Consider the following 21,643-nt stretch of genomic DNA (forward strand, 5'->3'; position numbering starts at 1 on the left):
AGTTGAGCGATCCGGCACCGGCGAAGAAGTCCAGGTAGGAGTGGCCGTCCTCGTCCGTGAGCCGGGCGCCCTGCGCGCGGTCGAACACCGCGGGCCAGCCGCGGCAGTAGCTGCGTACTTCCGACTCAAGGCTCTCGAAGACACTCAGGGCATGCGGGCTGGTCCGCTTCATGACGCGCTCCTAGCGTGGCGAGTATCCAGGTGCTGGGCTTCCGGCGACGGGACGGGTGGTTGACCAAGTGGCCCGATGCGGTACAGGTGTTCGGACTCGTGCGTGTCGGGGAAGAGCCGTGCGGGAAACAGCAGCTCACGTTCCAGCTGCGCCCCGTGCCTCTCGGCGAACGAGAGGAACAGTTTGTGTGACGCCTCGTTCTCCGCGCTGATCGTCGTCTCCAGGTGCTGGAGGACGCCCCGGGACAGAAGGCGGGCGGCGAGGTGATCGAGCATCGCCCCGGCCAGACCACGGCCGCGCCGGGCCTCATCCACAGCGATCTGCCAGATGACGAGTGTGCCGGGCAGTTCGGGGCGGACGTACCCGGTCACGAATGCTACGGCCTCGCCCTGTTCGTCGCGGGCGACCACGGAGGTCGCCGCGAAGTCACGGCACCACAGCAGGTAGCTGTAGGAAGAATTCACGTCGAGCACACATGAATCCCGTGCGATACGCCACGCCGAGGCGCCGTCCTCGATCGTGGGCTCTTCCAGGTACTCCTCCGACCTCACCATTGGGTCCACACCTCCGTCTCACCGCAGTGCACAAGGCGGGAGTGTTCCCGCGAGAAGCCGTGTGAAGCGCCTCAGGCCGAGCACGAAACAACTGATTGATACCCGATTCGTTGCCGAAATGCACCTTCCGGAAATCGTATCCATCACAACAATTCGGGAATCAACGATTTGTGTTTGTTCTGATTCAGGAGCTCTGCCGAATCATGATAGGCCGAGGGCCACCCCCGGGCCACAGGAGCTCCTGGGCATGGGCGGTGGCCGGAGTGCGTGTACGGCAACGGACGCACGCGGGATTCCCCTTGCGGCACGACCCCCGCCAACCGGGTGAATTCCTGTGTCAGGCATTCTGGAACCAACGATCGGAGCGGCCGTGGGAGCATCCCGAACCAAAGCCCACCAGGCGCCTGGCGACCGGAAACGGTGGAAATTACCGCACGCGAGGGAACAGCCGCGGGGAAGCATCGGTTGCGGTCTCTCACCCCTTATGCCTTCTGCCGAGCACCGGGATTGACACACGCATCGAGCGTTTATCGAGAAAGGTGATGAAATGCGATCCTCGGGAAATCCTCCCGCTGGCATCTCTCCTGCTTCACGAGTACCCCGACGTCGCCCTGTAGACGGACAGGATGCCGCTGACGCCACACAGGATTCCGTTGACAGCCCCGCGGTCGCTGACGGGCTCCCCTGCGGTGAAGTCCCGCTTCTCCTTCAGTAGTTCCCCGACCCGTCCCTGGCCGCGGTCTCGGCACCGCCGAAATCGATTGAGTCACCGGCCCCCGAATCCCGTCCCCACGTGGCCGCCGGCGTCGACGGCCACGTGGGAAGGAGTGGCGGTGAGTGGCTGAGGGAAGCTCCTGCAAGCCTCAGTTGAGGTAGGCGAACGAGTTCACCTGGGACGCGCTGAGGGCTCCGCCGAAGACGCGGACGGTGTCGGCCCCACCGTGGAAATACTCGCCCCAACCCCCGTCGACGGTGTGTCCGCGGCCGATCTGGAGCGGGCCGGTCGCGCTCCAGGAGGCGTTGAACTCCGCGGTGGCCACCGCCTCGCCGTTGACGTACAGGGTGATGTGGCCCTCGGAGTCGTCGTACACGACGACCGCTTCGTCGGTGTGGTCGGTGGGAGCACCGGCCCCGGCGATCACGGTTTCCTCGGCACCCTGCTCGCTGCTGGGTGTGACGATCAGCTGCCACTCGGACCCCGCGGGATCGTAGCGGACCTTGAACGCGTCGCTGTCGGCGTCGCCCTGGGACAGGACGGTCATCGGCCGGTGGGGGGTGGTGTCGGCGAAGCGGACCCGCAGCCCGACGCTGAAGCTGTCGGCGGTGTCGACGACGGGGCCACTGGTGGCGGCGTAGCCGTCGGTGCCGTCCAGGTCCAGGTGGTCGTTGCCGTCGAGGGCGCTCGCCGGGAACTCGGTGCACTCGGGGTCTTCGAAGCAGGCGTCGTAGTCGGGGGTGTAGAAGCCGGCGCCGCCGTGCAGGGTCAGTGGCTGGCCGCCGTCCCGATCGGGGACCACACCGTCGTCCGAACGCTCGATGTCCCAGGCTGCGACCAGGTCGGCGGGGCGGGAACCCAGCCTCTCGACCTCCTTGCGGGACACGACCCGGTCCCAGACGCGGACGTCGGCCGCCTCGCCCTTCCAGCGCTCACCGGAGTCGCCGCGGGCACGGCCGATCTGGAAGGCGCCAGGGGCGGCCACCGGGGCGACACCGGTCTCGGAGGCGACCTTCTTGCCGTTGACGTAGAGGTGCAGGGTGCTGTCCTCGGTGTCGTACAGGCCGGTCAGGTGTGCCCAGCCGCCGGCAGAGGCGCTCCCACCGGTGAGAGTGGTGGTGCCGTAGCGGAAGGCCCAGGTGGCCGGGCCGTCAGCGGCCGGGCGCAGGCCGAGGGTGAAGGCTGAGGCGCCGTCGGCGGCGTCCTGGCTGGCCACCGTCATCGGGGCGTCGGTGGCTGCCGGGCGGACCCAGGCGGAGAGGGCGAAGGTCTTCTCGGTGTCCGCCGCGGGGGCGTCCGGGGTGAGGTAGCTGTTGCCCCGGCCGTCGAGGGTGACGGCGGAGGTGAGGCCGGTGCGGGCGGGAGCGGGGGCGCCGAAGAGGACGCCGTCCTCAGCGCGGGCCGCCGGGCCCGACTCGGCGGCGGCCTTGTGGGACCCGGCCGGGTCGCCGAGGGGCCAGTGGGCGACAGGGGCACGGCCGGCGGCAACCCGCATGTAGTGGGTCACCTGGGAGCTGGAGCGTCCGGCTCGGTCGACGGCGCGGACCTGCAGGTAGTAGACCCCGCTGTCCTCCGGCATCCACCGGATGGTGGCCGGTCCGCCCGGCTCTTCGGGCCGGACTCGTCCGGGTGCGGAGCCGAGAACCGAGTAGACGTACTCGACGACGTCCTCGGACGGCGAGTCGAAGGTGAAGCTGCCGTAGACGCCGGCGCCGTCGTGCCAGCCGCTGTCGTCGTCCGGGTACTGCGCCGAGACGACCGTCGCCGGCTCAGGGCTCACCGTGTCGATGATGAACCGGCAGGGGGTGCCGGGGGTCTCGTCACTCCAGGCGGAGGTCGCGCCCTCGTCGTCGACGGCCCTGACGTGCCAGGAGACGACTGTGTCCGCCGGGAGGTCGGAGGGGGTCCGCCACAGCTGGGTGATGGGGGAATGCAGGATGCTTGAGGCGTAGGTACGGCGCTGCTGGGCTCCATCGGTGTCGGTCCACCAGGCCTCGAACTCGGCGCCGGCCCTGTTGGTCTCCCATTCCTCGTTGTCCTCCGTCGTGTCCTCGACGGTGGCCCGGAGTTCGGGTGCCTGGGAGACGTGGACGGGCTCGTCGGAGCATGCCTTGGTCCGGTCGACGGTGAGGGCGTCGATGCTCGGCCGAAGCGGCGGAAGGTTCTCCCCCGCAGCCATGGCCACGCCCGGGGTGGCGGCGAGCAGCACGCCTACAAGTCCCGTGACCACGGCGGTGGTTCTGGCCCGCCGGCCGGAATGGGTGATCATGCGGTTGGGTCCCCCTGTGTCGTCGTCCGGCTCTGCGCGGGAGCGGTTCGCCGCCATCGGCTGGGGCGGGCGCCACGCAGAGACCAGCAGATACCATGCCCACCATCAGGTCGGGCTGCATGACTGTAGGGCGATCTTCGAACGCATTCAAAATGAATTTTCCGGGCGGCGCAGGACCGTGCCCCGCCCGGCCGCGGCACTCCGGATCGGCGACGGGCCGCGCGCAGCCGAGCCCTGGCCGGGACGGTTGGGGTGCGAGGCGACACCCCCGAGCAGCTGGGCACCGCGAACCTTGCTCGCCGACTCGCGCGAGAGGCCGGGGCGGGACATCGGACCGGTACTGCATCGGCAGTTGCAGAGGGGAGACGGGAGACGGACGGATACGGTCATCGGATCCGGGACCCACCCACGGCCCGCTCCCAGAGGTCCAGCCCCATGCGCAGGAGTTCGCGCACCGCCGCGGCCTCCTCCTCCGTCCAGGCCCCCCTGCAGGTGGTCGGTCCGAGAGCATCGCCGCCGAAGATCTTTTCGTAAGCGTTGTCGTGGAGCGGTCCTTGTGGCGGAAGGGCCGGGCCGGCCTTGAGACTGCTTGAGAGATCTTCGAAGAAGTTCCACGCCGCGAGCAGCAGTCCGGCCGGAACCGGGTCAAGATCAGGGCGTTCGACCCACTGACGTACGACGGCCAGATCGAGAGCCGCTCCGCCCTCCCGAATGAGCTCCCAGCCGTGGCGGTCACAGTGTTCCTCGAGCGTCCTCAGGTCAGGGAACGCGAGGAGTCCCCCGCGGCCGTCGACGGCCACCTCGTTGGGGGCATCGCCCTCCCCGGACCGCCAGATCAGCGTCAAGTGGCTTCCCCCGTGGGAGATTCGGTACGGGTAGTAATCAGCCATGCGGGATCTCCGTGGTGTCGCGACGGCGGGTGCGTGCGGCGCTCGTGCCGGTCCTCGACTCGTCGATCCGCCCGCTGAAGCCGACGGCCGTGGTGCGACGTGCCGCCGATCCCGGCTGAATCAAGCCGGTACACGTACAAACATCATGCGGGCGCGATCATCGTATCGAGTTAATGTCGGCGGCTTCCCTTGATCCAGGAGGCGAAGCGGCCATTACAGTTCCCCTGGATCTGGACGGGTTCTCGTTCATATACCGCTTTTCCCTCCTGTTGCCCGGTGGCGTCCGCATACGCGCGTCACCGCCCTGACCAAGGAGAGCTTGCCCGATGACTGTTGATTCGAGCCCGGACACGCGACCAGGGCTGCCCCGGCAGTCCAGCCTGGGCACTGCGGCTGCCCGCAACCTCGCCAACACGACCAAGTCCGCCCCGCAGATGCAGGAGATCACATCCCGCTGGCTGCTGCGCATGCTCCCCTGGGTGGAAACCAAGGGCGGGGCCTACCGCGTGAACCGTCGCCTGACCTACACCGTCGGCGACGGGAGAGTGGAGTTCGTCCAGGACGGTGCCGACGTCCGGGTGATTCCCCGTGAGCTCGGTGAACTGGCTCTGCTGCGAGGCTTCGACGACGTGGAGGTGCTGACCGCCATCGCCGACCGGTGCGTGCAACGCGACTTCCGCGTCGGCGAGACACTGGTCGAGCGGGGAACGCCCGCGGACGCGCTCCACTTGATCGCCCACGGCCGCGTCAGCCAGACCTCCGCCGGCAAATTCGGTGACGAGGTCGCTCTCGAGGTGCTCGCCGACGGCGACCGGTTCGGCGAGCAGGCCTTGTTGGACGAGGACGCCCGGTGGGAGCACACCGCCACCGCTGAGACCTCCGGCACGTTGCTCACCCTGTCACGTAGTGACTTCGCGGCCGTGCTGGCCTCGGCGCCCGGTCTCCGAGGCCACCTCGAGGAGTTCTCGTCGCTTTCCGGCCGACGGCAGAACCATCGCGGCGAGGCGGAGATCGCGATGTCGGCCGGCCACGTCGGCGAACACGAGTTGCCCGGCGCGTTCGTCGACTACGAACTGAAACCGCGCGAGTACGAGCTCTCGGTCGCCCAGACCATTCTGCGGATCCACACAAGGGTCGCCGATCTCTACAACGGGCCGATGAACCAGACCGAGGAGCAGCTCAGGCTCACCATCGAGGCGCTGCGCGAGCGTCAGGAGCACGAGCTGATCAACAACCGGGAGTTCGGCCTCCTCCACAACGCCGACTTCAAGCAGCGCATCCAGACACACTCCGGCCCGCCGACCCCGGACGACATGGACGAACTGCTCTGTCGACGCCGCGGTTCGAAGTTCTTCCTCGCCCACCCCCGGACGATCGCGGCGATCGGGCGTGAGTTCAACTCCCGTGGGCTCTATCCGGACCACGTCGACCTCGGCGGCCAGCAGGTTCCGGCCTGGCGTGGAGTCCCGATCCTCCCCTGCAACAAGATTCCCGTCACACGGGAGAAGACCAGCTCGATCCTCGTGATGCGTACCGGCGAGGAGAGCCAGGGCGTCATCGGCCTGCACCAGACCGGGCTGCCGGACGAGTACGAACCGGGCCTGTCGGTCCGCTTCATGGGCCTCGACGAGAAGGCGATCACGTCCTACCTGGTCAGCACCTACTACTCCGCCGCCATTCTCGTGCCGGACGCGGTCGGCGTGCTGGAGAACGTGCAGATCGCCCGTTGGGCCGATTAGCAGGCCCAGCCCGAAAGGCCTGGCGCGACGCCCCGAAGCCTCCGGGAGGTCGCGCATGCCCTGGAGGGCTCCAGGACAGCCGCCCACCCCACGAAGGAGCCATGGATGCCCGCGCCTGAGCTGCCCCCGCCACAGTCGCGCCTGCCGGAGGCCGCTTCCCACCTCGGGGCGCACGTCCTCACTTCCGCGGCGGTCCACGCCTGCGATGCGAAGGCCGCCACAAGCGGCCTCTTGCCCGCCCCGCCGGCGGTTTCCGCCCCTGTCCCGCCTCCCCTCGGCCGCCCGGCAGCCGAGGGGCCGGCACCGGGCGCCGGATTGGAACGGATCCTTCGTGGTCCCAGCGGCCTGGGCACCGCGGGCCTGCGGCTGACCCTGCGGGAGGAGCCGCCGCCGTCGCACCCGTCGGCAGATGCGGCGGAAGGCATGCCGGTCCCGGGCCTCTACTTCCACCCGGTGCCCGAGCCCGACCCGGTGCGGGTCGACGAGGTCAGCCGACGGATCAAGTCCTGGGCAATGGAGGAGGTCCGCCTGTACCCCGAGGACTGGGAGGAGGAGTTCGACGGCTTCTCCGTGGGCCGCTACATGGTCGGCTGTCATCCGGACGCGCCGACCGTCGAGCACCTGATGATCGCCACACGCCTGATGGTGGCCGAGAACGCGGTGGACGACTGCTACTGCGAGGACCACGGGGGCTCGCCCATCGGCCTCGGTGAGCGTCTTCTGCTGGCGCACACCGCCCTCGACCCCCTGCACACGACGCAGGAGTACCGGCCGCAATGGGCGAAGTCGCTCCATGCGGACGCGCCCCGGCGCGCCTACCGCTCCGCCATGGAGTACTTCGTCCGAGCGGCCGGCCCCTCCCAGGCGGACCGTCTGCGCCACGACATGGCGCGGCTGCACATGGGGTACCTCGCCGAAGCAGCCTGGTCACAACTGGACCACGTCCCCGAGGTGTGGGAGTACCTGGCGATGCGCCAGTTCAACAACTTCCGCCCCTGCCCCACCATCACCGACACCGTCGGCGGCTACGAGCTGCCGGCGGACCTGCACGCCCAGGCCGCCATGCAGAAGGTCATCGCCCTTGCGGGGAACGCGACGACCATCGTGAACGACCTGTACTCCTACACGAAGGAACTCGACGCTCCGGGCCGGCACCTGAACCTGCCCGTCGTGATCGCCGCGCGTGAAGGGCTGTCCGACCGGGACGCGTATCTGAAGTCGGTCGAGGTCCACAACGACCTGATGCACGACTTCGAGACCGAAGCCTCGGCCCTGTCCGCTTCCTGCCCCTTCCCGAGCGTGCAGCGCTTCCTGCGGGGCGTCGCCGCATGGGTCGACGGCAACCACCACTGGCACCGGTCCAACACCTACCGCTACAGCCTGCCCGATTTCTGGTAAGAGAATGGACTCATCTGTGATCAACACCGACCTCACCGCCGCGTCCACCCCCCTGCGCATCCCCCGTCCGTCGACGCCCTACCAGGGGGACATCGCACGCTACTGGGACGGGGAGGCCAGGCCCGTGAACCTGCGCCTCGGCGATGTCGACGGCCTCTACCACCACCACTACGGCATCGGTGAAGTGGATCACGCCGCGCTCGGCGACGCCGAGGACGGTGCAGGCGAGAAGAAGCTGATCGCCGAACTCCACCGTCTGGAGTCGGCACAGGCCGAGTACTTGCTGGGGCACCTCGGCGACATCGGGCGTGACGACACCCTGCTGGACGCCGGCTGCGGCCGCGGCGGCTCGATGGTGATGGCGCACCAGCGCTTCGGATGCAAGGTCGAAGGTGTCACGCTGTCGGCCAAGCAGGCCGACTTCGCGAACGGTCGTGCCCGCGAACTCCGCATCCAGGACCATGTCCGCGCCCGAGTCTGCAACATGCTCGCCACGCCTTTCGAGACCGGGTCCGCGGCGGCCTCATGGAACAACGAGTCGAGCATGTACGTCGACCTGCACGACCTCTTCGCCGAACATTCCCGCGTCCTCGCGGTCGGCGGTCGCTACGTGACCATCACCGGCTGCTGGAACCCCAGGTACGGCCAGCCTTCGAAGTGGGTCTCGCAGATCAACGCTCACTTCGAGTGCAACATCCACTCGCGCCGGGAGTACCTGCGCGCCATGGCCGACAACCGCCTCGTGCCACAGGCCGTCGTCGACCTCACCCCCGACACGCTGCCCTACTGGGAGCTGCGGGCCACGTCTTCGCTGGTCACGGGAATCGAGGACGCGTTCATCAACTCCTACAAGGACGGGTCCTTCCAGTACCTCCTCATCGCAGCGGACCGCGTCTGACCTCCTGTGGTCCGGGCGGGACCTCCGTCGGCCGCGAGCCCACCCGGGGCGCCGCGTCCGACGGAGGTGGGCGCCCGGCACTCGCGCAGCGCCCAGGCCCGGCGACCACGGCGGGCCGGCGCCTCCGCCCGGGCTCCGACCCCGGATCAGCCCACCAGATCCGGTGCGCGCAGCATCTCGGGCGGGATGCCCCAGGCATCGACGAGGCCGCCCGCCAGGGGCCGGACCTTGCGGCAGAGGTCGTTCACCTCACGGCTGATCGCCTTGGAACGCTGGACGGTCAGCCGGCCGTGCTCCATGAACCATGCCCGGTCCGACTCGATCGTCGACAGGGCGTACAGGTCGCACAGCAAGCCCAGCGCGACCTTGTTGCCGCTCTCGGGCAGCGCACGCACCTTGTCGACGAACGCCTCCAGCACCAGCCGTTCGACGTGTGCGTGGGCGACCGCGATGACGTGGTCCTGCACCTGCGAGAACACGACGCCGGGACTGCGCTTCTGGTCGATCCCGCGCTTGAGCCGGCGGGCCACGCCGGCGAGCATGTGCTCCTCGCGGTAGCGGAGCATGGCGAGCTGGTACTCCGAGTCGAGCAGGCCGGCTTCCTGGTCCCACTCGTCGCCGCCCGGCAGCAGGTCTCGTACCCGCTCGAGCAGCTTGTGGACCGAAGTCTTCTCTATGACCGTCTCGACGGCGAGGTTGGTGACGTAGCGGACCATGCCGAGCTGGTCCAGGTCCTCGAACTCGCTCGCGTGATGGGTGAGCAGTCCCTTGGCCACGAGCTGCAGCAGGACATGGTTGTCGCCCTCGAAGGTGGTGAAGATGTCGCTGTCGCTCTTGAGGGCGGCGAACCGGTTGACGGCGAGGTAACCCGCGCCGCCGCACGCCTCACGGCACTCCTGGACGACCCGGGTGGCGTGCCAGGTGCCGAGCGCCTTGGTGCCGGCCGCCCGTGACTCGAGCTGGCGCCGCGTATGCGCGTCGTCCTTGATGCCGGAGAAGACTTCGTGCAGTTGTGTGCGCACGACGTCCTGCGCGAAGTGCAACGCATACGTACGCGCGATGAGCGGCAGCAGACGGCGCTGATGCAGCCCGTAGTCGAGGAGCAGTTGTTCCTCCGCGTCCGGGGCCGCTTCGAACTGCCGTCGCCGGTCCGCGTATGTGGTCGCGATGGCGAGGGCGACCTTGGCGGCGTTGACCGCGGCGCCGCCGACGCTGACCCGGCCCTGCACCAGCGTGCCGAGCATGGTGAAGAAGCGTCGGTCGGGATTCTCGATCGAGCTCTCGTAGACGCCTTCGGGGGTGACGTCGGCGAAGCGGTTGAGCAGCGCCTCGCGTGGCACCCGCACACCGTCGAACCAGATGCGGCCGTTGTCCACACCGTTGAGGCCCATCTTGCGGCCGTCGTCCTCGATCCGGACGCCGGGTGCCACGTCACCTCCGACCCGGATCGGCACGACGAACGCATGCACACCCTCGGGCTTCCCGCCCACCTCCAGCTGGGCGAAGACGACCGCCAGTTCGGCGTGGCGGGCCGCGTTGCCGATGTAGTCCTTGCGCGCCTGGTCGCCGTGCGTGGTGATGACGAACTCCTGGCGGGCGGCGTCGTAACTCGCGCGGGTGCCGAGCGCCTGGACATTGGAACCGTGCCCGGTCTCCGTCATCGCGAAGCACCCCATCAGCTGCCCGGTGATCAGGTCCGGCAGATGGGCCTCGTGATGGCGTTCGGTGCCCAGATGCAGGATCGCGCCACCGAAGAGTCCGAACTGCACGCCGACCTTCACCAGTACCGACAGGTCACCGAAGGCGAGCGTCTCGAACGCGGCGATCGAGGCCCCGACATCCCCACCCCCGCCGTACTCGCGCGGGAAACCCATGCCGGTCTGGCCCGTCGCGGCCATCTCGACCACGAGTTCACGCACCCGTTCGCGATACGCGTCAACGCCGAGCTCGTCGGCATCCTCCAGAACGGAGGCATGCGTCACCAGGTTGGTTCGGACGAGGTCGCGGATCTCGGCGTACTCGCCGTCGAGCACCTCGGTCAGCGCCCGGACGTCGATCTCGGGCTGCACGTAACCGCTCGCGGCAGTGGATGTGTTGTCAGTGGCCATGCCATTTCGCTACCCCGCCCGGGGACGATCAAGCGGTCGGCCTGGGCTCTGAGGGCCGTACGAGGGAGGCGCGGGCGCTCCCCCGGCTCGGGGCCGGCACCCTCGTGCGGAAGAGGGGTTCGCAGCTGAGGTGCGGTCGAAGGCGACTGCCCGGCGAAGTGCCCCGGCCTGCGAGGACCGTCAGCGGCGCGGGCCCGACCCCGGGCACCAGGCGCCGAACCACTGCTCGGCGCCGTACTCCTCGAACCGCTCCACCTCGGTGAACCCCAGCTTCGCCGCCAGGCGCATCGAGCGGTCGTTGGCGGTCTGGGTGCAGAGCACCACCGGCTCACCGGGCAGCGCGCCGGCGAACCAGTCGAGTGCCGCTGCGCACGCCTCGGCGGCATACCCGCACCCCCACGCCTCCGGCAGGAACATGTAACCGAGCTCGGCCTCCGCGGCATCCGGACGTACGTGGCCCGGGCGCTTCGCGTCGCGCCGGTCGAGCGTGATCATGCCGATCATCGCTCCCTCGAGAGCGACCACGAAGAGGCCTGGGCGCCGCCCGGGCACCTCAGGCACCGTGCGGTCGAGCTCGGCACGCGGTCGAGGGCCACCGACATAGGTACCCACCTCCGACGAGGCGAACAGCTCGATGAACGCCGCACGATCCCGGGCCTCGGACCGGCGAAGCACGAGCCGCCCGGTTCTGATCGGAGCAGCCGGCCGGGCGACGGGTCCGAGCTCAGTCATGGCGGGCAACTTACCGCACCCCCGCCGCGCGGACACGGTGACAGCTGCTGCCCCTCGGCCTCGTCCGGATCTCGGTGCCCGTCGCAGGCCCCCTCCCCACTCAGCGCTGAGCGTCCTCCTGTCCCGGGCTGAGACGGTCAGCTCCGGGACGAGGACACGGTCCTTCGCGCTGGTCCACCGAGGGCGGCCCATGCACCTGCGAGGCCGGGCCCGTAGGGCCCCCACCTGGTCATCGTGGGTGCGGCGTGCCCGGGCCCGTGGGGCTTGCCGCCGGGCGCCGTGTGTGTCACTCCGGATCGTTCCGGATGCCTCGCACCGTGCTGCCCCCGTTACCTTCGACGGCGCCCGCAAGACCGACCCGTCCGGAGCCCGGGGAGCAGCGATGCCGACGAGCGTCACCACCGACCGACCTGCCGCCGTTCTCGGGCACCAGGAACACCAGGTGCTCTCCGCGGTCGGATGCGGACTGCGGGACGACGAGGTCGCCGCAGCCCTCGCCATTCCCGAGGACGTTGTGGCCGAGCACCTCGCCCGGATCCTGGTGAAGCTCGGTCTGCGCGACCGGGCCGCCGCGATCGTCCACGCCTTCGACTGTGGTCTGGTCGTCCCCGGACGTGGCCCGCGCACGGGATCGGTGAGACCGGTTCCACGGGCCGTCACCGTGCGAGCGGCGGGGCCGGGAATCCGGCTCTCCATGCTCGGGCCGCTGCGGGCGTGGCGGGACGGGCGGCCCCTGGATCTGGGGCATCTGCGCCAGCAAGCCGTTCTGGCGGCCCTGGCGCTGGGCGCGGGGCGGTCGCTCAGTCAGCGGGAACTACTCGATGACGTATGGGGGATGGAGCCGCCGGTCGCGAACGTGGTGCCGGTGTACATCTACCGGCTGCGCAAAGCTCTGCGCGCCGGGGAGGGTTCGGACTCCGTCATCGAGCGCGGACTCCGTGGTTACCAGCTGGTCTCCGGCGCGGTCGACGTGGACGTGGCACGCATGGAGGAGCTGGTCAACGGCATCGGGAAGGCCGACCGGGCGGGCGAACCGCTCGAGGCGGTCCGTCTCTGTGCCCAGGCGCTGGAGCTGTTCCGCGCGGAACCCCTGGCCGGTCTGCCGGGGCCGCTCGCCGAACTGGAGCGGCTGCGGCTCACCGAGCGCAGGATCGCCATCGTGCAGCGGAAGCTGACGTGGCAGCTGCGCCTCGGCCAGGACTCGGAGGCGATCGGCGAACTTTCCGCCCTGTCGACGGCGCATCCCTTCAACGAGTCGTTGGCCGCGATGCTGATGCGGGCGCTGTACCGCACCGGACGCCAGGCCGACGCCTTGAGGGTGTTCGAGCGCGCCCGCCGCCTGCTCGCCGACGACCTGGGGGTCGCTCCGAGCCGGATGCTGCGGCGGGCGCACCAGATGATCCTGCGCGGTGACGAAGCCGGTCTCGGCCTCATCCCCTTGGCCGGGTCCGTGACCGGACCCTGATCACCAGGAGGCGGGGTGCCAGGCGCCGTTGTACCACTGCTCGTTGGCGCTGTCGTTGTGGTGATCCATGTTGAAGTCGTTGGGGTAGTTCCTGATGTGGTTGTTCGGGTAGGTCCAGATGCCGGCGGACTCGTCGCAGACATAGTCCCAGTGGCAGATCGTCTTGACCGGTACGTCGCCGAAGAATTTGTCGGCGCCGGCGAGCGGAGCGCCGACGATTCCGCCGAACGGCACGGATCCCCCGTTGGCGCCGGGGCCGGCCTGCCGCTTGGGATCCGAGATGAGAACGGCATTGACGTTGTCGAAGGTCTGCCAGTTCTCGGTGACCCAGATGTGCACCACCGCGGCTCCCAGGGAGTACCCGCCCATCTTGACGTGCTGGCCCGGACACGCGGCACGCTGGTCGCGCACCAGCCGGTTCAGCTCATTGACACCTGCCCGGGCGCTCGCGCCGTTGGGGATCTGGGTGGGGTACCCCACGTGCTGCTGGATGTTGCCGGTGAAGCCGTCGTTGTTCCACGAGCTTCCCGTGCCGCCGACGACGATCGTGTAGGTGCCGCCGCACGGCGCCGCTGCCGCCTGCGCCGTGGACGTCTGTATCGCCGAAAGCCCTGCCGTCAGCAGAAGTCCGGCCGACACGGCCGTCATCCTCTTCGCTCGCATTCGAACCTCCCCATGTGGTCTGCCTACGCCTCACGAGACTGGCAGTGGCCGATGACTTCCCGATGAAACGAGTGGGAGGGCCGATTCCATCGGTATTTCATCGGTGCCTCCTACTGTCGGCCGCCACGACCGGAGTTCGCGACGGAAAGGCACCCCATGGCAAGAAGCGGCTTACACCGCGTATGCACCGGACTGGCCCTGATGGCCTGTATCTGGGCGTTGGTCGTCGGGATGACCGCCTCGATCGCCGTAGCCCGGCCCGGGCCTCTTCCGGGGCCGGGAGACGACCGGTCCGGTGTCTCCCGGTATTTCAGCGGCCCCCAGGGCATGGCCATTCCGACCGCACCGTGTGATCCGGCCGGTCCGTCCGCCACCGACGGCGTCATGGCGGACCAGCTCAACCCGCAGCTCGACGCGAAGATGGCCGGTCATCTGAACGCGTACAAGATGTCGTGTGCTCGGATGGTCACGCAGGCGGTGAAGGACCGGGGGCTCAACCCGAGAGCCGCGGCGATCGCCATCGCCACGATCATCGTGGAAGCCAGCATGAACAACTACTCCCAGGCCGTCGACCACACCAGCATCGGGCTGTTCCAGCAGCAGGACTGGTGGGGCACCCGGGAGCAGCGTCTGAATCCGGCCTACGCCACCAACGCCTTCCTCGACGCGATGGAGGGGGTGTACGGGGGCGGCTCGTGGAACGACGCGCCGATCGGCGAGGTGTGCTGGCGTGTGCAGCAGCCGAGGGAGGACCTGCGCCACCTGTACGGGATCGAGGCGGGCGACGCCACCCTGATCGCCAACGCGTTGTGGTCCGGTACGAGCGCCGGCCCCAAGCACCCGTACGCCTCCGGAAGGGTCGTGTCCGGGCGGTCCGCGGACGGGCGCCTCGAGGCGTTCGCCGCCGGTGCCGACGGGGTGTACCACTCGTGGCAGACCGCGGCGAACGGGGCATGGTCGCCGTGGCGGTTCGCGGGTGGCCCGCGTGACGCCCAGCTGGCGGTGGCGTCCAACGCGGACGGCCGCCTGGAGCTCTTCGCCCTGTCGGACAGTACGTTCGATCACATGTGGCAGACCGGACCCAGTGCCGCGTGGTCCGCCTGGGAGAACTTCGGTACGGGAGGGCACCGACTGGCGGCGGGCAACAACGCCGACGGCCGGATCGAGGTGTTCGCCTCCAACGCCGACGGGGTGTTCCACCGCTGGCAGACCGCGCCCAGTGGCGGTTGGGCCGCATGGGAAGGCACCCACGGCGGCCCTGCCAACGCGCGGCTCGCCATGGAGAACGCACCCGACGGGCGACTGGAGGTCTTCGCGCTGTCCGACTCCACGTTCGAGCACCTGTACCAGACCGGCGTCAACGGCGGATGGTCCGCCTGGGAGAACTTCGGCACCGGAGGACACGCCGTCACCGCCAGCCACAACCAGGACGGCAGGCTCGAGGTGTTCGCCTCCAACGCCGAGGGGGTGTTCCACCGCTGGCAGACGAGCCCGACCTCGTGGTCGGCGTGGACCGGCACCGGCGGGATCCCTGACGCCGAGCTGGCCACCTCGCGGTCGGTGGACGGGCGGGTAGAGGTGTTCGCCATCAACGCCACCACCGCGAGCCACTCCTGGCAGACCGGCCCGAACGCGGCGTTCTCACAGTGGGAGACCTTCGGCGGCGGTGGCACGTCGATCGGTGCGGGCAACAACGCAGACGGTCGCGTCGAAGTGTTCGGTACGAGCCACGCCGGCGTCTATCACCGATGGCAGACCGGCTTCGCCACCTGGTCGGAATGGGCCTGGCTGAACGGTTCCGGCCCCGCGATCACCTAGTGAACCGAGTCGGAGGTCCGTCGTCGGCCGGGCACCCGCTCGATCGACGAGGGCCTGGAACGCACACCCGCCGTCGTCCCGCGTACCGCTCCGGCGGCACGCGGGGCGACGGCGAGCGCTTGGCTCAGGCAGCGAACTCCCGCTCCAGCCTGGGGATCAGGTCCCGGAGATCCTGCTCCCAGCAACCGGCGTTGTGGCCGCCGTCGCACCGGGTGCCCCAGCCGGCCCCGTCGCCGTAGTTGACGTAGTAGTAGGACATGCCCAGAGCGTCCATGGCGGACTTGACGTTCTTGGCCGCGCCGGCGACCCAGAACTCCGCGTCGCCGGGCGAACCGCCTCCGTCGCCCGTGTAGACGGAGACCTTGACCCCGGCCTCGGCCAGCCTGCCCATGTGCTGGGACGGGTCGACCTCGTTCCACCGCCAGTCGGCGTTGAACACCGGGTAGGGCGAGCCGAACGCGGCGTCACTGTCCACGCCGGGCTTGTAGGGCGAGTCGCCGGGGTCGCAGTCTCCGGATGCCAGTGCGCAGATCACGCCCGGTCCGTCGATGAGGGAGGCGACCACGGCCAGCCGGAGGCCCATGTGGTTGACCGACAGATCGATGTCTCCTGACAGGGACGCCGTGTGGCTGAACAGGTCGGGACGGGCCTGGGCGTAGTGGAAGGCGCCGAACCCGCCCATCGAGACGCCGGCGACGGCCCTGGCCTTCTTGGTGGCGATGGTCCGCAGGTTCGCGTCGATGAACGGACCCACCTGCCCGAGGTGGAAGTTCTCCCAGTTCTGGGCACCGGCCGCGGTCTTCTGGTCCAGCCAGTTGGCGTACCAGCCCCGGGCGCCGCCGTCCGGGATGACTGTGATCATCTGGTCCGACATCGACAGTGCCGGATAGGTCTGCTGGACCGGATCGTCGGGCGAACCGTGCAGGAAGTACATCACCGGGTAGCGCCGGTCGGGTTCCTCGTAGTAGCCACTCGGCAGAATGATCTTGATGTGCTGCTCGCCCGCGACCTCGGGTGTGGTCACGGTGAGGTAGAAGTCGGTGGCACTTCCTGTCGCCGCGCCTACCTGGGTCAGGCCGAAACCGTCCGCCATGGGCGGCGGCGTGGCACTCCCGTCAGCGGCTTGCACCGAACCCGCCGGCGTGACCACGGCCACGGCCAGGGCGGCGAGCATCCACGCCACCGCCGGTCGCCACCAATGCGTTCTCCTTGTCACTGCGTTCCCCCTGGTGAGGTTGTAGGCATGCTCAGTCCAGAACCTTGATCTGCAATTCCGGTGAAGCCGCGATCTGTTCCTCCGTGAACCTGTTGGTCACCCACCTGCCGGCCGAGAACAGCTTGGTCTGGTCGGTGAAGTGGGGCGAATTCGGGTTGGCCGACTGGGAGTAGGCCAGGACGGAGAGGGCCTGCGGCGGGCCTTCCGCGGTGAACCGCACCTGCTGGATGAAGCTGGACCCGAAGACGATGTCCATCTCTCCGTCGACCTGACCGCGACTGATCACGTTCAGCACACCCAGTTGGCCGATCGAACCGTGGATCGGGATCCGCTCACCGGCGCGGGTGACCTTCTGGACGTCCGAGAGCGGGGCGTCCAGCGCAGTACCCGCCCTGCGCAGCGCGAGCACCGCACGGCCGAACGCGTCACGGACGGCGGAGCTTCCGGTGTCCAGCGAGTTGGGCGTGTGCACCGGGTCCTTGGGGTCGAAGGGGACCCGCCACGGCAGCTTCTCGACTCCCTGTCCGTTGAGCAGCAGGGACCAGTAGTTGGCGAAGAGCCAGGATCCCCGGCTGTCCGACGTGTAGTCGTGGCTCTTCCACGCTGCCAGGATCGGACACGCCTCGCGCACGTCGACCAGAGTGCCGTCCACCAGGATGAGCCCGAAGGCGACGTTCCGGCACATCGTCACCGTGGCGTCGAGTGCAAGGTCGGCGGCCCTGCTGTTGTCGGCGAACAGCAACTGCCCCATGGTGTCCGGAGTGAAGCCCTTGCCGGGCAGGCCGTCGGTGCCGTTGATCCGGTTCCGCGCGGTCAGGATGAGCTCCTGTGTACGCAGCGATCGGGGCGCCGAGGCGTCACCCATCACCCGGGGGAAGGTCAGCGGCTGCTCGGGGTTGGCCAGCCAGGGGCTGTCGTTGGCGTTGCCCACGAAGTCGGAGCGGATGAGCCGTGGCTGCTCGTGCGGATCCAGCAGGCCCGGGGCTGCCGCGTCCGGGTCGTCGGGCCAGTCGCACGCACTGCGCTTGCCGTCGAGGATGGAGATCGGCGGCACGTTCGACAGCGGGAGCGCCTGGTTGAACAGCAGCTTGCCGGTCTCGGTGAGGCACGACCGCGCGTGTTCGTCGGTGACGTTCGGGGTGGCCTGGATGTCCGCGTAGAGCGCGTCGCCCTTGCGGTCGGAGGCAATGGTGTTGAAGAAGGGGACACCCTGGGTGGTCTCCAGGATGCCGACCACTTCGTGGACGTCCTTGGCCTGGTCGAGGCCGAACCAGGTGTTCAGTGCCCGCAGGTTGTGCATGTTCACGTCGCGCACCGCGTGTGCGCTGACCACCCAGGGCAACGCGACACCCTGCATCGACGTGGTGATCGGTCCGTACCGGGTGGACCACAGCTTTCTGGTGACCGTGCCGATGGAGCCGTCCGCGTTGCGCACGTCGACACCGACCTGCTGCGAGGTCATCTGCTCCCAGACGCCGTCGACCAGGTACTTGGTGGGGTTCAGCGGATCGACCTGTACGTCGAACAGCCCGAACGGCGCGACCGTGGCGACCGTGTGGCTCCAGGCGACGTCGTCGTTGTGTCCGATGTTCACTGCGGGAAGCCCGAGCAGGCTGGCCCCGGAGACGTTGACCTTGCCCGGGATGGTCAGCTGGCTCTGCCACATCCGGTTCTTGCCCTGCCACGGGAAGTGCGGGTTGGCCAGCAGCATGCTGGTGCCACCGGACACCCCCTTGGAACCGACCGCCAGCGCGTTGCTGCCCATGCTGTCCTCACGGCTCGCCGCCATCGCCTCGCGGATCTTCCCCGCGGTCCTCCTGGGGGCCGGTTTCGGCTGTGCGACGGCCGGCGCCACCGCGGGAGCGGCGTTCACCTGACCGTCCAGCAGCGCGTCGGCGCTGCCCATGATGATCTCGGCGTGCGCGTGCCGGTAGACGTCCAGCTCCGTGATCGGCCGCACCCAGGCGGCCCCGCGGCAGGCCGGGTCGGAGATGTTGCCCGCGCCCGTCTCGGCCAGATACCTGTTGTATCCCTGGACATAGCCTCGGACGGCCTCTTCGACCTCCGGCTCCGGCCCGTCGGGGGCGGGCTGGTCGAGCAGCCGCTCCACCACGCGGTCGTCCTTGATCCGCTGGAAGTACAGGTCGCTGTTGAGGTTGGTGGTGGTGTTCTGGAGCTGGCCGGGGCTCGCCTTGCCCTCGGGTCCGAGGTGGCGGGACCTCTGGGCGTTGACCATCAGGTAGGTGTCTGCCAGGGTGCAGATGTTGTCCTTGGCCGCCGCGTATCCGTAGCCCGTTCCCAGCCCTTCCCAGTCCGAGGCGATGATGTGCGGGATTCCGTACTCGGTGTAGCGGATCGTCGGCTTGTCCGGCCCCGGCTCGGCGGCGGACGCCCCCGTGACGGTCGCCCCGGTGGCCGCGAGCGTGCTCATCACCGCCACCGCGGCCGTGACCGCCATCGGCAGCCCCGTTCTGTGTCTCCTCCGTGCCATCGTCGTCCTTCCCCCTGTCGTACGGGCCGTCGTCCGAACGCGGCCACGCTAAGGAGAACCGATGAAATCTCGATGACCGGCGACAACAGGCGCTTTAGACGTCGCTTCTTATGGAGGCATCCCAAGTACCTGTTGTGAAGGGGTGAGAGTGGTCTGTACTGGGTTCCTGGTAAAACCTGCATATGGCATACAGGTTCACGGCCTCTTCGGTTGCGGCCGAGGTTGATATCGACGGCGAGATGCAGGCCGGCGTGGCGGAGGAGGACGAGGGCTTCTTCCTGCTGTTCACGAGCGCTGTCGGTGAGCCGTCCGCACAGGACATCTCGCCTTGGGCTCGACACGTACTGCGTGATGACGCCAGACCAGTGCACGGCCTATGGCTGTGTCCGTGAGGTGATTCTGACGGACACCTTGCTCACGGTGTCACTGGCCCCCGGCTGTCTGGATGATCTGGAGCTGGAGGACGCAAAGATTGAGGCAGTGCTCGACGTGTCGGCCGAGAGCGTCGACGCGATGCGCGAGGTACTTGCGAAGGTGCTGGCCTTCGGACGTGAGGAAGCCCGGCCTCGGCTCACTGGTTTCTCGGTCTGATCGGCTTGTTACGACGGCGGTAGCCGATGAGGGTTGCGGCTGTGCCGACGAAGGCGAGGAAGTGTTCGGCCTTGCGTTCGTAGCGACGGTGGAGCCGGCGGCAGCCCGCCGCCCAGGACACGGTTCGCTCGACCACCCAGCGATGCCGGCCCAGCCGCTGCGAGGACTCGACGCCCTTGCGGGCGATGCGAGGGTCGCTGACGCAGCTATCTGCGCAGGCGGTCGTAGTCGTATCCCTTGTCGGCGTGCAGCTTCGCCGGCCTCCGGCGGCGCGGGCCGCGGCGGGACCGGACGGGCGGGATGCCGCGCACGAGCGGCTCCAGACCCTGGCTGTCGTGCATGTTCGCTCCGGCGATGCCCAGCGACAGCGGCAGCCCGATCCGGTCACAGACCAGATCAGGTGGATCTTCGATCCCAGCTTGCCACGGCCGGCCGGATTCGGTTCCCGTCAAGCCGACCACTTCCTGGCCTTCACCAGCATCGCCTGCACCCTCATCTGCTACCGCCGACTCGCCAGATGAGATGGCCTCTAAGCGCTTGCTCAGCCTATGTCGGTCGAAGTTACTCATCGGTCACCCGGTCTGTCCAGAGTCCGAGTCCGTGATCCAGCGCCCTTCGGCGGAGTCGTGCACGTACGCCGGCCTCCCCCTGGTCCCGCTCGTGCGGAACGGCTTCCCGCCGTCCGTGATCCGCACCGTCCCCGTACGGCCCCCGGCGCTCCACTCCAGCTCCAGGTACCAGCGGCAGTCGCAGCCCGCCGTCCGCGCGGAGACCAGCAGCTCCTCGGGGTCGGAGGAGGTGACCTTGTACGGGAAGGAGACGGCCGGGATCTTCCGGACCTCGGCGCCGGAGGCGTCAAGGCCGTCGACGGGCCTCGCGAGCGGGCGCGGCCGGTCGAGGTCCACGGCGAAGTGGCGCGGGGTGATGGCGCCGCCACAGCCGTGGTCCATCCGGTACGCGTTCCACGGCAGGGGCGCGGCGCGGTCGACCACGCGCACGTGCAGGGCATGGAGGACGACGGCGTCGGACGGCGACCGGCCCTGGACCGTGATCCGCACCAGCGCCTCCCCGCCGTGCACAGCACCGTGCGTCCCGGCCCACGCCCCGGAGTCGGCCGCGACCGGCGGCGGGGCGACCGCGCGGGGGGCCCGGTCCACGAGGTAGGTGTGCCCGCAGCCGCCCTCCCAGAGCTGGGAGCCGATGCTCCAGGTGAAGGGGAGGGGGGCCGCGGTCCGCCCAGGAGCGGTGGAAGCGGGAGCGGGGGCGGAAGCCGTACGGGTGGGGTGACCGAGCAGGGCGGCGGCGAGGGCGAGCACGACGAGGGCGACGGCGGCGACGACGAGGAGGGGAGCGGGGGCGCCACGACGGGGGCGGGCGCGGGGCGCCTCCGGCGCGGTCGGGTCCGGGGCGGTCGGGTCCGGGGCGGTCGGGTCCGGGGCGGACGGGTCCGGCGCGGTCGGGTCCGGGGCGGGGCCGGGGCCCGGTTCCGGCGCGGACGGTTCCGGGTTCGATTCCGGCGCGGCCGACACGGCCGGCACAGGCGTGGGCGCGGGCGAGGCCGCTCGGCGGCGGGCGCGGTCCGCCTCCGTCCAGGCCGCCTCCAGGGCCCGCCGTTCCTCCTCGTCCGCCCCGCACAGCAGGGCGAGGCGGTCGACCACGGCGAACTCCTCCGGGACGGTCGCGCCCGAGCAGTAGCGGTGGAGGGTGGAGGCGCTGACGCTCAGCCGCCGGCCCAGCGCCTCGTAACTCCTCCCGTCCCGCGCCTTCAGCGCGCGCACGAGCCCCGCGAACTCCTCGACGGCGGCGTCCTTCGGCATTCCATCCCCCTCGACCCTGCGTCCCATCCTTCACGTCCTTGCACGTCAGCGGGGGTGGAATGGTTCCGGGACGGCTGGTGGGCGCGTGATCGTTGCAGCCGGCGGGC

16 protein-coding genes and 2 pseudogenes are annotated in these 21,643 nt (G+C 69.3%); 7 read left to right on the forward strand and 11 right to left on the reverse strand.

Going from position 1 to position 21,643, the window contains the following annotated elements; genetic code table 11:
- The 4 genes and pseudogenes from OO67_RS38045 to OO67_RS35730 form a co-directional block, all read right to left on the reverse strand.
- A pseudogene (locus OO67_RS38045) lies at nucleotides 1–172 on the reverse strand (diaminobutyrate--2-oxoglutarate transaminase); the annotation flags it as partial.
- Nucleotides 169–726: a diaminobutyrate acetyltransferase gene (ectA, locus tag OO67_RS16120; protein WP_033300847.1), complete on the reverse strand. Its 558-nt coding sequence runs from the start codon at nucleotides 724–726 to the stop codon at nucleotides 169–171. The gene ectA and the pseudogene OO67_RS38045, both read right to left, overlap by 4 nt.
- A gap of 863 nt (nucleotides 727–1,589) precedes the next feature.
- Nucleotides 1,590–3,710 (reverse strand): LamG domain-containing protein, encoded by a 2,121-nt coding sequence (locus OO67_RS40485; RefSeq protein ID WP_078597991.1) that lies wholly within the window; start codon nucleotides 3,708–3,710, stop codon nucleotides 1,590–1,592.
- 386 nt (nucleotides 3,711–4,096) lie between these two features.
- On the reverse strand, nucleotides 4,097–4,600 hold the full coding sequence (locus OO67_RS35730) for a hypothetical protein (RefSeq protein ID WP_051709476.1): 504 nt from the start codon (nucleotides 4,598–4,600) through the stop codon (nucleotides 4,097–4,099).
- Between the two features lie 326 nt (nucleotides 4,601–4,926).
- On the opposite strand from OO67_RS35730, the gene OO67_RS16135 reads away from it, so the two are divergent.
- The 3 genes from OO67_RS16135 (at nucleotide 4,927) to OO67_RS16145 (ending at nucleotide 8,635) form a co-directional block, all read left to right on the forward strand.
- A complete protein-coding gene (locus tag OO67_RS16135) occupies nucleotides 4,927–6,339 on the forward strand; it encodes a family 2B encapsulin nanocompartment shell protein (RefSeq protein ID WP_033300849.1) in 1,413 nt (470 codons plus the stop codon).
- 105 nt (nucleotides 6,340–6,444) lie between these two features.
- Nucleotides 6,445–7,737: a family 2 encapsulin nanocompartment cargo protein terpene cyclase gene (locus OO67_RS16140; protein ID WP_033300851.1), complete on the forward strand. Its 1,293-nt coding sequence runs from the start codon at nucleotides 6,445–6,447 to the stop codon at nucleotides 7,735–7,737.
- A 4-nt stretch (nucleotides 7,738–7,741) separates the two neighbouring features.
- The gene (locus tag OO67_RS16145; protein WP_106972760.1) at nucleotides 7,742–8,635 is read left to right on the forward strand and encodes a geranyl diphosphate 2-C-methyltransferase; all 894 of its coding nucleotides are present in this window, start codon (nucleotides 7,742–7,744) and stop codon (nucleotides 8,633–8,635) included.
- A 146-nt stretch (nucleotides 8,636–8,781) separates the two neighbouring features.
- On the opposite strand, the gene OO67_RS16150 is transcribed toward OO67_RS16145, so the two are convergent.
- Together OO67_RS16150 and OO67_RS16155 are read right to left on the reverse strand one after the other, a co-directional pair.
- Nucleotides 8,782–10,743, reverse strand: a complete 1,962-nt coding sequence (locus OO67_RS16150; RefSeq protein ID WP_033300853.1) for an acyl-CoA dehydrogenase family protein — start codon at nucleotides 10,741–10,743, stop codon at nucleotides 8,782–8,784.
- Nucleotides 10,744–10,923: 180 nt separating this feature from the next.
- Nucleotides 10,924–11,475, reverse strand: a complete 552-nt coding sequence (locus OO67_RS16155; RefSeq protein ID WP_033300854.1) for a GNAT family N-acetyltransferase — start codon at nucleotides 11,473–11,475, stop codon at nucleotides 10,924–10,926.
- 382 nt (nucleotides 11,476–11,857) lie between these two features.
- Here OO67_RS16155 and OO67_RS16160 point away from each other — a divergent pair, with 382 nt between their 5' ends.
- Nucleotides 11,858–12,940: a BTAD domain-containing putative transcriptional regulator gene (locus OO67_RS16160; RefSeq protein WP_033300855.1), complete on the forward strand. Its 1,083-nt coding sequence runs from the start codon at nucleotides 11,858–11,860 to the stop codon at nucleotides 12,938–12,940.
- Here OO67_RS16160 and OO67_RS16165 read toward each other — a convergent pair whose 3' ends face one another.
- A complete protein-coding gene (locus OO67_RS16165) occupies nucleotides 12,941–13,603 on the reverse strand; it encodes a cutinase family protein (RefSeq protein WP_033300856.1) in 663 nt (220 codons plus the stop codon).
- A gap of 156 nt (nucleotides 13,604–13,759) precedes the next feature.
- On the opposite strand from OO67_RS16165, the gene OO67_RS16170 reads away from it, so the two are divergent.
- Complete coding sequence (locus tag OO67_RS16170; protein WP_033300857.1) at nucleotides 13,760–15,421, forward strand: PLL family lectin; 1,662 nt, start codon at nucleotides 13,760–13,762, stop codon at nucleotides 15,419–15,421.
- A 124-nt stretch (nucleotides 15,422–15,545) separates the two neighbouring features.
- On the opposite strand, the gene OO67_RS16175 is transcribed toward OO67_RS16170, so the two are convergent.
- Nucleotides 15,546–16,595 carry an alpha/beta hydrolase gene (locus OO67_RS16175; RefSeq protein WP_106972761.1) on the reverse strand — a complete coding sequence of 350 codons (1,050 nt, stop codon included), beginning with the start codon at nucleotides 16,593–16,595 and terminating at the stop codon, nucleotides 15,546–15,548.
- A gap of 73 nt (nucleotides 16,596–16,668) precedes the next feature.
- A complete protein-coding gene (locus OO67_RS16180; protein ID WP_033300859.1) occupies nucleotides 16,669–19,128 on the reverse strand; it encodes a penicillin acylase family protein in 2,460 nt (819 codons plus the stop codon).
- A 182-nt stretch (nucleotides 19,129–19,310) separates the two neighbouring features.
- On the opposite strand from OO67_RS16180, the gene OO67_RS39855 reads away from it, so the two are divergent.
- Nucleotides 19,311–19,520, forward strand: coding sequence for a hypothetical protein (locus OO67_RS39855; RefSeq protein ID WP_244300233.1), 210 nt, complete (start codon nucleotides 19,311–19,313; stop codon nucleotides 19,518–19,520).
- Nucleotides 19,480–19,719 (forward strand): hypothetical protein, encoded by a 240-nt coding sequence (locus OO67_RS39860; protein WP_244300235.1) that lies wholly within the window; start codon nucleotides 19,480–19,482, stop codon nucleotides 19,717–19,719. The genes OO67_RS39855 and OO67_RS39860 overlap by 41 nt, the downstream gene beginning before the upstream one ends.
- Here OO67_RS39860 and OO67_RS16190 read toward each other — a convergent pair.
- Both OO67_RS16190 and OO67_RS16195 read right to left on the reverse strand, forming a co-directional pair.
- Nucleotides 19,700–20,161: pseudogene (locus tag OO67_RS16190) on the reverse strand (IS5 family transposase); the annotation flags it as partial. The gene OO67_RS39860 and the pseudogene OO67_RS16190 overlap by 20 nt on opposite strands.
- Nucleotides 20,162–20,291: 130 nt before the next feature.
- On the reverse strand, nucleotides 20,292–21,536 hold the full coding sequence (locus OO67_RS16195) for a helix-turn-helix domain-containing protein (protein ID WP_033300862.1): 1,245 nt from the start codon (nucleotides 21,534–21,536) through the stop codon (nucleotides 20,292–20,294).
- Nucleotides 21,537–21,643: the final 107 nt, after the last annotated feature.

This window comes from Streptomyces atroolivaceus (assembly GCF_000717025.1).
Classification (GTDB): Bacteria; Actinomycetota; Actinomycetes; order Streptomycetales; family Streptomycetaceae; genus Streptomyces; species Streptomyces atroolivaceus.